Source organism: Xanthobacter flavus (assembly GCF_017875275.1).
GTDB lineage: Bacteria > Pseudomonadota > Alphaproteobacteria > Rhizobiales > Xanthobacteraceae > Xanthobacter > Xanthobacter flavus_A.
The window spans coordinates 4,094,090-4,105,880 of sequence record NZ_JAGGML010000001.1; the positions used below are offsets into that span (position 1 = coordinate 4,094,090).

Here is an 11,791-nt window from a genome sequence, read left to right on the forward strand (position 1 = left end):
CTTGGGGCACTTGCGGCGGCTTGGATCGTCAAACCGCCTTCAGCGTCTCGGCCAAGGTGGTGAGGAGGCGGTCCGCGTCCGCCGCCGAGAACACCAGCGGCGGGCGGATCTTCAGCGTGTTGGCGTGGTAGCCGGTGGCGGAGATCAGCACCCGGCGCTGGCGCAGCCCGTCCACCACGGCGAGGGCGGTGGCGGAATCCGGCGCCTTGGTCGCTTGGTCCTTCACGAACTCGACGCCGATATAGAGCCCCGCGCCCCGCACGTCGCCGATCCGCCCATCGGACTTGGCGATCTCCCGGATGCCGTCCTGGATCATCCGGCCGATGCGGGCGGCATTCTCCTGCAACGCTTCCGAAATCAGCACATCGAAGGTCGCCCGCGCCGCCGCGATGGCAACGGTGTTGCCGCCGAAGGTGTTGAAATAGCGCATCTCGTTGCCGAAGCGCTCGATGACGTGCGGGGCCACGGCCACGGCGGCGACGGGGAAGCCGTTGCCCATCGGCTTGCCCATGGTGACGATATCAGGCTGAAGGCCATGGCGCTGGAAGCCCCAGAGCCGGTCGCCGGACCGCCCGAACCCCGCCTGCACCTCATCGGCGATCATCACGCCGCCCGCCGCACGCACCACCTCCGCGATGGGGCCGAGGATGTCGGTGGGATCGGCATAGATGCCGTCCGACGAGAACAGCGAATCGGCGATGAAGGCGGCCAGCCCCTCGCCGCGCCGTTCCAGCTCCTCGATCTCGTATTTCAGCTGGCGGATCATCGTCGCCGCGATCTCCGCAGGGGTCATGCGGTAGGAATCGGGCGCCGGAATGCGCCGCACCCATTCGCCGAGCGGCGACTTCTTGCCGAGCGACGGCGACAGGCCGGCGGTGAGGAAGGAATTGCCGGTATAGGCCTCGGACGTGATGACGATGCCCTTGCGCCCGGTGTGGTGCATGGCGATCCGCAGCGCGAGGTCGTTGGCCTCCGATCCCGTGCAGGTGAACATGATGTGGCGGATGGGATCGCCGAAGGTCGGGACGATCTCGTCCGCGAAATCGAGGATGCCGTCCTGCAGATAGCGCGTGTGGGTGCAGAGCGTCTGCATCTGCTCATGCACCGCTTCGACCACGCGCGGATGGCAGTGGCCCACGGACACGACGTTGTTGTAGGCATCGAGATATTCGTTGCCCGCCTTGTCCCAGAGACGGGTGCCCTTCGCCCGGCTGATCTCCACCGGATGGGCGTACATGAGGCGATAGGCGGGGCCGAGCAGCGCCTGCCGGCGCGCCACCATGTCCTGCGTCGCGGGGTCGAGGGCGGACATGTTGGACGGGTCGAAGCCGTTCACCATGCCGACGTTGATCTTGCGTTCCTTCACTGCGGTCATGTGGGAAACGCCTCCTTCAAACGGGCGAGGCCGCGACGCCGAGAAAGGTCTCGCTGACCTCCTCGGCGGAGCGGCTGAGGAAATGGTCGAGCTGCGACCAGCTCTGGTGCGTGTTGCGCAGAATGTAGGTCGCGTTGTCGGGGAATTGTTCGGCCCGCCATGTGGTGATGAGGGCGCGGGCCACCACGCGGGCCATGATCATGTGCGGCAGGAGCTGCAGCTCGTCCTGCGTCAGGTCCGCGACGCCGAGATAGCCGCGCAGCAGGTCGCGGCCGGCATCGAACATGCGGTCCGAGCCCACCGGACTCAACTGGTTGAGCAGCGCCGTCGACAGGTCGATGACGATGGCGGTGCGCACCACATCGCCGAAGTCGATGATGCCGGAAATGAACTGGGGCTGACCACGGTTCACCACCACGTTCGAGCGGCTGAAATCGTTGTGCAGCACCTGCGTGCGGCAGGATGACAGCCGGCCTTCGAGGGCACGGAAGCGATCGAGCCCGCGTTCGAGCTGGCGTCGGCGCGCCCTGTCCTCCATCCGCTCCACAAGGAAGGCGAGCTTGGGCAGATGCTGCACGTCCCAGGCGATCTCGCGGGTGTCGTGGGGGTGCGAGAAGCCCGCCATGGCGAGGCGCAGGCGGGCAAGGATGGCCCCGAGTTTCGCGCGCTCGTCCGCCGTCGCGTCGATCCGGTCGAGCGGCGTGCCGTCCAGATAGGTCAGCACCCGCACGAGCCGCACCTGCCCGTGTCCGTCCTCATGGGAGAGGAAGGCGTCGCCCGCCGCCGTGCGCACCACGCGCGGCACGGGAAGGCGGGGATCGGTTTTTGCCACGTAATCGAGCAGTTCGGCCTGCAGCGATATCTCGCGCGGGTCCTCGTCCGGATTAGAGAATTTGGCGATGTGGCGGCCCTGCGCGCCGTCCACCAGAAAGGTGTCGTCCTTCTCGGTGTCGAGCCGCGTCAGCGTCCCTGACACGCCGAAATGACGGGCGAGAACGGAGACCGCCTCGTCCGGCGGAATGGAGCGGAAGGCGGTGGCGAGCCCTCCGGCCATGAGAAGGCGGTCGGGCGCGTGGGAGGGCGTCAGCATGTCGTGTCGTTTTTCCTCGCGGAAAGGGCGCGTTGTCGCTTCGGCCAGGGCGTCAGACCTTGGCGATCACGCGCTTCCTCCGGACGGGGGCGGCGGTTTCGGATTGGGGCGTCGCGCGCCCTGAAGCGTCTTGTGGCTTTTCGCCATCGTCCTGCGGCCGGTTGGGGGCGCCCTCGGTGAGATAGGCGAGGGTCATGTCGATGATGGTCTTCCTGTGCTGTTCCAGATAATCGGAGCGCATCAGGTCGCGGTCGAAGATCATCGACAGGGTGAAGCGGTTGGAAATGTAGAAGTAGCCCATCGCTGAAATGGAGATGTAGAGGTCTATGGCGTCCACGCCCGGCCGGAACACACCCTTGCTCTCGCCCTCCCGCAGGATGACGTCCACGGCGCCGGCGAGGCGGCTGTAGAGCTGCCGGATGATGGGCGACTTGGCGACGTGGCGGCCCCGATGGATATTTTCCGAGTTCATCATCACGATGACCTCGGGCTCCTCGATGAAGGTCTGGAAGGTCGCGTCGCACAGGCGGCGGATCGCCGCCACGGGCTCAAGGCCGGTGAGCGGGATTTCCTCCTGCCGGCGGCGCATGGCCTCGTAGGTGCGCTCCAGCACCTTCACATACAGCTCCTCCTTGGAGCTGAAGTGATGATAAAGCAGGTTCTTGCTGATCTTCGCCCGGGCGATGATGGCGTCCACCCGCGCACCGTCGTACCCCCGCCGGGCAAATTCCATCTGCGCAGCCGCGAGGATCTTGTCCTGCGTCCCGATGGAATCACGCTTGCGAGGCTTTTCACTCACGACCGAGCCTTCCTTTTCAACCATGATCCCATGAGGATGCGCGGCACCGCTTCCGTCAACCGCAAACTGTGGCGCCAGCGCGCGGTGCGACGAACGGCTCGCAGCGTTCCAGGCTGATCCGCGTGGTCTCGGCGGCGTCGCGCGTCCACCAGTCGAGCCTGGAGAAGATCTCGATCTCGAACGGGCCGTCGTAGGCGATGTCGTCCAGGAGACGGCGATAGAAGGCGATGTCGATCACGCCGTCGCCCACCATGCCCCGGTCCTGATAGACATCCCGCGTCGGCACCAGCCAGTCGCACAGATGGAAGGTCAGGATGCGCGCGGGTCCGGCCTCCCTCAGTCCGTCCGCGAAATCCGGATCCCACCAGCAATGATAGACATCGGCCACGATGCCCGTGCCGGCGCCCATGGTCTCGACCAGATCAAGGCAGTGGCGGAAGGTATTGAGGCAGGAGCGGTCGGCCGCGAACATGGGGTGCAGGGGTTCGAGGCCGAGGGATACGCCTGCCGCGCGGGCATGCGGCAGAAGCTCGGCGAGCGCGTCCTCCACACGGTTGCGGGCGGCGCGGATATCCTTCTCGCCGGTGGCGAGGCCGCCGGGCACCACCACGAGGCTCGTCGCGCCGAGATCGTGCGCCGCATCGAGCCGCCGGCGGTTCTCGTCGATGGCCGCCGCGCGGGCGAGGGGATCGGCGAGGTTTACCCATGCGGTCGTGCACAGGCAGGGCACGAACAGGCCCGCCTCGCGGATCAGCCGCCCGGCGACGGCGGGGGCGATGCCTTCCAGATACTGGTTCCACACGCCGATGCCCCGCGCGCCGTGGCGCGCATAGGTGTCCACCGCCTCCGCGAGGGAGAGGGAGGGGGTGGTGATCTGGTTGACGGCGAAGCGGGAGAAATCGCCGGGCACGATGCTCATGACGCGGTCCCCGCCATGGCGCCGCGCAGCGCGGCCGTCGCCTGCGCATCGACGGCGCCGTCCACCACCAGCACGCCGAAGCCGTCGCGGGCATAGGCGGGGCTGATCTTGCCGTCCAGCACATCCTCCAGCACGGCTTCCGGCGGGCGCGTCAGGGGATCACCATAGCCGCCGCCGCCGGCCTGCTCGTGGCGGATCACCGTTCCCTTGGTCACGTTGCGCGTGACCTTGCTGGCCAGAAGCTCGAAATTGCCGGCCTCGGACAGGAGGTTCCGCGAGAGCGCGCCCGGCTTGCCGCCGAACAGGCCGTAGGGCGCATGGGCGTAACGGTCCGCGCGCAGCTGCATCACCGCCTCGTCGGCGAGGAGGCGGTACTGGCGGACGACCCCGAGGCCGCCCCGCGTCCTGCCGGCGCCGCAGGAATCGTCGCGCAGCGCATATTCCTCGATCATGAGCGGGTAGGTCGCCTCCATGATCTCCACCGGCATGTTCGACATGTTCTGCGAGGGGTTCGTCACCGCATCGATGCCGTCCCGCGTCGCCCGCGCGCCGAGGGCGCCGTTGATCATGTCCACCACGATGAAGGGCTCGCGCGTCTCGCTGTCGTAGCCGCCGAGGCAGACGACCGTGTTGCCGCCTTCGCCCGCCGCGCACACCCGCTCGGGCACGATGCCGGCGAGGGCGCCGAGCACGGTGTCCACCACCCGGTAGCCGGTCAGGGCGCGGGCGGCGACGGGGGCGGGGAATTCGGGATTGAGCACGCTGCCCTTCGGCGCGCTCACGTCGACGCAGCGATAGAGGCCGGCGTTGTTCGGCACATCTGGGTCGAGCACGCAGCGCACGGCGAGATAGGTGGCTGACTTGACGAAGGAGAGCGTGGAATTGATCGCGCCCTTCACCTGCGGCGCCGAGCCCTCGAAATCGACACCGATGTGATCGCCCTTGACCGTGATGGTCACATGGATCGAAATCTCGCTCTCGTCGAAACCGTCGCCGTCGATGTAGTCGGTGAAGGAATAGGCGCCATCGGGCCAGGCGGCGAAGGCCTTGCGCACGAGGCGCTCGCCATAATCGAGGAATTCGGCGAGGAATTTTTCCACCAGCGGAATGCCGTACTTCTCGGTGAGGCGCAGGAATTCGCGCTCACCAAGGGCACAGGTGGCAAGTTGCGCCTCAAGGTCGCCGATGACCAGATCGGGCAGGCGCACGTTCTTCGAGATGATGTCGAACAGGGTCTTGTTGCGCACGCCCTTGTCGAACAGCTTCAGGGGCGGAATGCGCAGCCCTTCCTGGAAGATCTCGGTGGAATCCGAGGCGTTGGAGCCCGGCACCCGGCCGCCCACGTCGCAATGGTGGCAGATCACCACGGCATAGCCGATGTGCTGCGCCCCGTCGAAGATGGGCTTGAACATGAAGATGTCCGGCAGGTGCATCCCGCCGTCATAGGGGTCGTTCAGGATGATGACGTCGCCGGGATTGAGGTCGTCGCCATAGTGGCGCTGGATGGCCTCCATGGCGTCCGGCACGGCACCGAGGTGCAGCGCCACGGTCTTGGCCTGGGCGAGGATGCGCCCCTGCGCGTCGCACATGGTGGCAGAATAATCCAGCACGTCGCGCACGATGGGCGAGCGGGCGGTGCGCATGACCGTGTAGGCCATGTCATCGACGATGGATTCGAACGCGCTCTTGAGCACCGCGAAGGTGACGGGATCGATGGTCTTGTCGGTCTGGTCGAGCATGGCGCGATCCCGTCAGGCGAGGGTGATCAGGAGATTGGCGTGGGCGTCGGCTTCCGCGGTGGCGCCGGGGGGCACCACGACGGTGCTGTCCGCCCCCTCGATGACAGCGGGGCCGACGATGCGCGCCGGGCAGCGCGTGCGCACATAGACCGGCGTGTCGATGTGACCCTGCTCCGCGCCGTAATAGACCTTGCGGATGCTTTCCGGCTCGCTCGAACCCTCCACCCGCGCATGGGCAGCCCGGAAGTCGATCTTGCCGGGCCGGAGGCCGCGCCCGATGACCCTCAGGCTCACCACCTCGATGGTGTCGGAGGAGGAGTAGCTGTAGATGGCCTCATAGGCCGCCTTGAAGGCCGCGTGCAGCGCATCCCGGTCCGCCAGATACGGCACGGAGAGGGACATTTCCTGGCCACGGAAGCGCATGTCCACCTCGCGCGTCACACTCATCAGGTGCTCGGCCACGGCCTCGCCGGCGAGGGCGGCGCGGGCATCGGCCTCCAGCGCGGCGAAGGCCGTCTCCGCCTCGGGCGGCTGGAAATCGGCGAGCTTCACGGCGAACGGGCGGATGAAATAGCGCTCCACATCGCCCGCCAGCATGCCCATGGCGGTGAACACGCCCGGCGAGGCCGGCACCAGCACGCGGGGCATGGAGAGGAGGCGCGCGATGTCCGCCGCATGCACCGGGCCCGAGCCGCCGATGGCGACCAGTGTGAAGTCGCGCGGATCGACGCCGCGCTCCACCGTCACCGCCCGGATGGCGCGGGCCATGTTGGCGTTCACCACGTCGCGCACGCCGCAGGCGGCATCCTCGGGGGTGAGATTGAACGGGTCGGCAAGATCGCGGGCGATGGCGGCGCGGGCCGCCTCCACCGAGAGCGCGCGGGAGCCGCCGGCGAGTTGGGCGGGCAGATAACCGAGCAAAAGGTTGGCGTCCGTCACCGTGGGCCGCGAACCGCCGCTGCCGTAGCAGGCGGGGCCGGGATCGGCGCCGGCCGAGACCGGCCCGACGCGCATCAGCCCGCCCTGGTCCACATAGGCGATGGAGCCGGCGCCGGAGCCCACCTCGGCCACGTCCACCGTGGGCACGCTCATCATGTAGCCGCCGGCCTTGATGAAGCGGCTGGGCGTGGAGATGCCGGCGCGGAACTCGTATTCGCTCACCCGCGTCAGCTCGCCATTCTGCACCAGCGAGGCGGAGGCGGTGGTGCCGCCCATGTCGAACACCACGAGATCCTTGATATCCAGCGCTTCGCCGAGGCGCGAGCCGCCCACGACACCGGCCGCCCGGCCGGACGAGATGAAGAACACCGGCTTTTCACGCGCCGTGCCGGAAGAGGCGAGGGCGCCATTGGAATTGCAGACGAGCAAGGGCGCGTCGATGCCGGCATCGGCAAGGCCGCGCTCCAGCCGCGTGAGATAGGCTTCGAGCACCGGCCGCACATAGGCGTTCACGACGGTGGTGCTGGTGCGCTCGTATTCCTTCGCCTCGGGCAGCACCGAGATGGAGCTTGTGACGCGCACCTGCGGAAAGTGCTCGGCGATGAGCGTGGCGGCGCGCTGCTCGTGGGCGGGATTGCGATAGCTGTTGAGGAAGCAGACGGCGAAGGACGAAATGCCGGCATCGACCAGTTCCTGCGCAGCTTCCAGCACCGCCGCCTCATCGAGCGGCACGAGGATGGTGCCATCGGCTGCGATGCGCTCGGCCACCTCCTTGCGATGGCGACGGGCGACGAGCGGAACCGGCTTTTCCCATTGAAGATCGAACATGGACGGGGTGCGCAGCCGGCCGATCTCCAGTACGTCGCGAAACCCCTTGGTGGTGATAAGGCCAGTGGGCGCGCCGACCTTCTGCAGCAGCGTGTTGGAGCCGACCGTGGTGCCGTGCACCACCTCCGTCACCTCCGCGGGCGTCAGCCGGGCATCGGCGATGATGGCGGCGACACCCTCCAGAACCGCCTCCTCGGGCGCCGCGGGGGTGGAGGCGACCTTGCGGTGGAACACCGCGCCGCGTCCATCCGCGAGCACGAGGTCCGTGAAGGTGCCGCCAATATCGACGCCGATGCGCGCGCCTGTCGAGGTGCGCTCCAGGCCGGTGAGTGTCCCCACGACATATCTCCTTCGTTATTGGACTGGATGGTTAGTTATGATCGCCACCTCCGTCAAGACACGATTTGCACAAACGATTTGCTGCGATTGGTGCATAAATCCTCTTGCATGACATATTGGACCATATAGTCTCATTTCGATGCCGAAGAGGGGATCGCAATAATGAAGATGACGTCCATCGCCGCCCGTCTCGTCCGGGCCGCCGCTGCCGCCGCCTTACTGGCCGGCCCGCTCGCCGCCGGTTCCGCCGCGGCAGAGGAGAAGATGACGATCCGTCTCGATTTCTCGCCCTGGGGCGTGCATGCGGGCATGCACCTCGCCAAGGAGAAGGGCTGGTTCAAGGATGCCGGCCTCGACGTGGATATCCAGGACGGTCGTGGCTCCGGCAACACGCTGCAGCTGGTGAATGCGGGGCAGGTGGACGTGGGCCAGATCCAGGTCGGTCTCCTGCCGCAGGCGCGCGAGAACGGCTCCACCGCCAAGGCGTTCGCCGGCTTCGACAAGAGGACCGACCTCGCGGTCCTCGTCGATCAGGATTCGCCCGTCGCCAAGGTCGCCGACTTCAAGGGCAAGAGCCTCGTGGTCTTCGCCGCGAGCCCCTGGGCGCCCTTCATCGATTACTGGCTCAAGCAGGGCGGGCTCGATCGCACCACGGTCAACGTGATGTTCGTGGACCCGGCCGCCGTGTGGGGCACCTACACCGCCAAGCGGGCGGACGGCCTCATGTCCACCGAGCCCTCCGCCATTCCCGTCGCCGCCGCGAACCGTCCCTCCAAGGCCATCCTTGCCGAAGATGTGGGCATCACCTTCCCGAGCTACGGCCTCATCGCCACCGAGAAGACGATCGAGAGCCGCAAGGAGGCGCTGAAGAAGCTGGTCGAGGTGCAGCAGAAGGCGTGGGCCTACATCCGCGACGGCCACATCGACGAGGCGGCCGACGCCATCATCAAGCAGCGTCCCAACGCCAAGCTGGACAAGAAGGTGCTGGCCGACCAGATCAAGCTCACCATCGACTTCTTCGACACGCCCAACACCAAGGGCAAGCCCATCGGCTACCAGTCGCCCGAAGACTGGGCGAAGGCGGCGAAGTCGGCGGTGGATGCTGGCGCCATCAAGCCCGGCACGGACCCCGCCACCTACTTCACCAACGAGTTCATCCAGTGAACGCGCACGTCGCCTCGATGACGGACGCCAAAACCATGGCCTATCTCTCCATCTCCGGCGTGCGCAAGACGTACGGCTCGCCGCGCGGCGCGGTCACCGCGCTGAAAGGCATCGACCTTGAGGTCAACGAGGGGGAATTCGTCTCCATCCTCGGGCCGAGCGGCTGCGGGAAATCAACGCTGCTCAAGTGCATCGCCGGACTTGAAGGCACGAGCGCCGGGACGATCCGCGTGGGCGGCGACGTCCTCACGGCCCCGCCCCGGGACATGGGCATCGTGTTCCAGCGCGACGTGCTGCTGGACTGGCGGACCATCCTGGACAACGTGCTCATCACCGCGGAATTCGCCGGCCTCAAGGGGCCGGCGGTGCGCGAGCGCGCGCTGGCGCTGCTGGGGCGCTTCGGGCTCGGCGGATTCGAGAGCCGCCATCCCTGGGAACTCTCCGGCGGCATGCGCCAGCGCGCCGCCATCTGCCGGGCGCTGCTCTGCGATCCCAAGCTGCTGCTGATGGATGAGCCGTTCGGCGCTCTCGATGCCATGACGCGCGACGACCTCAACCTCGAGCTCGCGCGCATCTGGCAGGACACGCGCAAGACCGTGGTGTTCGTGACCCACGGCATCACCGAGGCCATCTTCCTTTCCGACCGCGTGGTCATCATGGATCGTAATCCGGGCCGGATCGTCGAGATCATCGACATCGACCTGCCCCGGCCCCGGCACCTCGCCATGCGGGAAAGCCCGGAATTCGGCCGCTATGTCGCCCGTGTCCGCCACCTCTTCGCCAGCCTCGGCGTGCTGAAGGACGATGCCCCATGAGCTCCGGGAACAGCGCTACCGAAAATCTCGATCCGCCCATGCCGCAGCGGCTGCCTGCCTCGCTGGTGGAGGCGGGCATGGTGGTGGGCCTGCTGATCGCGGTGCTCGTCCTCTGGGAGGTGGCGGTCTACGTCTTCAAGCCGGCGCCCATCATCCTGCCGCCGCCCAGCGTCATCTGGCAGGAATTCCTGCTGTCGCCGGGCTATTTCCTCCAGATGTCCGCCTTCACGCTCTACACCACCCTCGCGGGCTTCGGCCTCGCCGTGGTGCTGGGGCTGGCGCTGGCGGTGGGCATCGTCCACTCGAAATTCATCGAGCGCACGGTCTATACGCTCCTCGTCGCGCTCAACAGCGTGCCGAAGGTGGCGCTGGCGCCGCTGTTCGTGATCTGGATGGGCACCGGCGTCGAGCCGAAGATCGCCATCGCGCTCATGCTCGCACTGTTCTCCGTGGTCATCGACGCGGTGCTCGGCCTGCGGTCGGTGGATCCGGACATGGTGAACCTTGCCCGCGCCAGCCGCGCCTCGTCCTTCGCCATCCTGCGCAAGATCCGCTTTCCCAACGCCCTGCCGAGCATCTTCGCGGGCCTGAAGGTGGCGATTTCCTTCGCGCTGGTGGGGGCCATCGTCGGCGAGTTCGTGGCGGGCTCCGAGGGGCTGGGCTTCGCCATCCTGACCGCGCAGGGCCAGTTCGACACGCCGCGCGTGTTCGTCTGCCTCCTGCTGCTCGGGCTGCTCGGCACGGCGCTGTTCTTCGTGGTCGAGGCGTGCGAGCGCCTGCTGCTGCCGTGGCATGTGTCCCAGCGCGGTGGTGGCGGATCCGGTCACTAAAGGTGGCGGCCGCGGCGAAGGCGCCCCTTTCCGCCATCCTCGCCCTTCTGGCCACGGCCCTCCTGTGGGGCAGCAACCACACGGCGGCACGGGCGATCCATGACGCCCTACCGCTGCCCGCGCTGGTGTTCTGGCGCTGGGCGATCGCGCTCACGCTCCTGCTGCCCATCGCTTTGCCCGGGCTCCTGCGGGAGCGGGCCGCGATCCGCCGCAACGCCGGGCGCATCGCGCTGCTGGGACTGGTGGGCGTGGGGCTCTTCTCGGTGAGCCTTTATGCCGGCGCCTATCTGAGCCCGGCGCTGGAAGTCGGCCTGCTGAATGCGACCACGCCCATCTGGGTGCTGCTGATCGCCACCTTCGTCGGGCACATGCGCCCGAGGCTCGCGCAGATCGGCGGCATCCTCATCGCCATGGCCGGCGTCACGCTGGTGCTGATGAAGGGGATGCCGACGGGGCTCGCGGGCTTCCATTTCGGCGCGGGGAATCTGTTCTCGATCACCGCCGCCGTGCTGTTCGCCTTCTACACCTACAGCCTTGGGCAGAACCCCATCGGCATCTCGGCCCTGAGCCTGACGGCGCTGACCGCGCTCGCCGGCTTCGTGCTGGTCTTCTGTCCCGTCTATGCGGTGTTCCTTGGCCTCGGCGGGCAGGATCCGTTCACCAGCGGGTTCAGGGTGGAGCCCGTCACCCTGACGGTGCTGTACATCGCGGCCGGGCCGACGCTGCTCGGCAACCTCTTCTGGATCTACGGCGCAGCGCGGGTGGGCGCTGCACGCGCTGGCCCCTTCCTCTACTTCTCGCCATTGGCGACGGTCGCGCTGTCCGCGACGCTCCTCGGCGAGACGATCACGCCGCTGCAGTTGGTGGGCGGGGCGGCCATCCTCGCCGGACTGTGGATCTCCACCCAGACGGGGGCAGGGCCGGCGAAGGCGGCGCCGAGCCCTTAAGGCCAGG

10 protein-coding genes are annotated in these 11,791 nt (G+C 67.5%); 4 read left to right on the plus strand and 6 right to left on the minus strand.

Features of this window, described 5'->3' with window-relative positions; genetic code table 11:
- Positions 1 to 28: 28 nt before the first annotated feature.
- The 6 genes from J2126_RS19390 to J2126_RS19415 are packed head-to-tail and all read right to left on the minus strand — an operon-like array spanning position 29 to position 8,028.
- Complete coding sequence (locus J2126_RS19390) at positions 29 to 1,375, minus strand: aspartate aminotransferase family protein (RefSeq protein ID WP_394102079.1); 1,347 nt, start codon at positions 1,373 to 1,375, stop codon at positions 29 to 31.
- Between the two features lie 16 nt (positions 1,376 to 1,391).
- Complete coding sequence (locus J2126_RS19395) at positions 1,392 to 2,465, minus strand: phosphotransferase (protein ID WP_209488493.1); 1,074 nt, start codon at positions 2,463 to 2,465, stop codon at positions 1,392 to 1,394.
- Between the two features lie 52 nt (positions 2,466 to 2,517).
- The gene (locus tag J2126_RS19400; RefSeq protein WP_348634346.1) at positions 2,518 to 3,264 is read right to left on the minus strand and encodes a TetR/AcrR family transcriptional regulator; all 747 of its coding nucleotides are present in this window, start codon (positions 3,262 to 3,264) and stop codon (positions 2,518 to 2,520) included.
- 55 nt (positions 3,265 to 3,319) lie between these two features.
- Entirely contained in the window at positions 3,320 to 4,183 is an 864-nt protein-coding gene (locus tag J2126_RS19405) for a sugar phosphate isomerase/epimerase family protein (protein ID WP_209488495.1), read from the minus strand.
- Positions 4,180 to 5,922 (minus strand): hydantoinase B/oxoprolinase family protein, encoded by a 1,743-nt coding sequence (locus J2126_RS19410; protein WP_209488496.1) that lies wholly within the window; start codon positions 5,920 to 5,922, stop codon positions 4,180 to 4,182. The genes J2126_RS19405 and J2126_RS19410 overlap by 4 nt, the downstream gene beginning before the upstream one ends.
- 12 nt (positions 5,923 to 5,934) lie before the next feature.
- Positions 5,935 to 8,028, minus strand: a complete 2,094-nt coding sequence (locus J2126_RS19415; protein ID WP_348634347.1) for a hydantoinase/oxoprolinase family protein — start codon at positions 8,026 to 8,028, stop codon at positions 5,935 to 5,937.
- A 162-nt stretch (positions 8,029 to 8,190) separates the two neighbouring features.
- On the opposite strand from J2126_RS19415, the gene J2126_RS19420 reads away from it, so the two are divergent.
- The 4 genes from J2126_RS19420 to J2126_RS19435 are packed head-to-tail and all read left to right on the plus strand — an operon-like array spanning position 8,191 to position 11,784.
- Complete coding sequence (locus tag J2126_RS19420; RefSeq protein WP_209488497.1) at positions 8,191 to 9,192, plus strand: ABC transporter substrate-binding protein; 1,002 nt, start codon at positions 8,191 to 8,193, stop codon at positions 9,190 to 9,192.
- Between the two features lie 17 nt (positions 9,193 to 9,209).
- A complete protein-coding gene (locus J2126_RS19425; RefSeq protein ID WP_394102166.1) occupies positions 9,210 to 10,007 on the plus strand; it encodes an ABC transporter ATP-binding protein in 798 nt (265 codons plus the stop codon).
- A complete protein-coding gene (locus tag J2126_RS19430; RefSeq protein ID WP_245327490.1) occupies positions 10,004 to 10,837 on the plus strand; it encodes an ABC transporter permease in 834 nt (277 codons plus the stop codon). The genes J2126_RS19425 and J2126_RS19430 overlap by 4 nt, the downstream gene beginning before the upstream one ends.
- Before the next feature lie 2 nt (positions 10,838 to 10,839).
- Positions 10,840 to 11,784 carry a DMT family transporter gene (locus J2126_RS19435; RefSeq protein WP_209488498.1) on the plus strand — a complete coding sequence of 315 codons (945 nt, stop codon included), beginning with the start codon at positions 10,840 to 10,842 and terminating at the stop codon, positions 11,782 to 11,784.
- Positions 11,785 to 11,791 lie beyond the last annotated feature (7 nt).

Excerpts from the sequence above, each read along its gene's own strand:
- J2126_RS19425 (WP_394102166.1), top strand. The coding sequence starts at position 9,210 with ATGACGGACGCCAAAACCATGGCCTATCTCTCCATCTCCGGCGTGCGC.
- J2126_RS19395 (WP_209488493.1), bottom strand. The coding sequence starts at position 2,465 with ATGCTGACGCCCTCCCACGCGCCCGACCGCCTTCTCATGGCCGGAGGG.
- J2126_RS19390 (WP_394102079.1), bottom strand. The coding sequence starts at position 1,375 with ATGACCGCAGTGAAGGAACGCAAGATCAACGTCGGCATGGTGAACGGC.
- J2126_RS19410 (WP_209488496.1), bottom strand. The coding sequence starts at position 5,922 with ATGCTCGACCAGACCGACAAGACCATCGATCCCGTCACCTTCGCGGTG.
- J2126_RS19430 (WP_245327490.1), top strand. The coding sequence starts at position 10,004 with ATGAGCTCCGGGAACAGCGCTACCGAAAATCTCGATCCGCCCATGCCG.
- J2126_RS19405 (WP_209488495.1), bottom strand. The coding sequence starts at position 4,183 with ATGAGCATCGTGCCCGGCGATTTCTCCCGCTTCGCCGTCAACCAGATC.
- J2126_RS19420 (WP_209488497.1), top strand. The coding sequence starts at position 8,191 with ATGAAGATGACGTCCATCGCCGCCCGTCTCGTCCGGGCCGCCGCTGCC.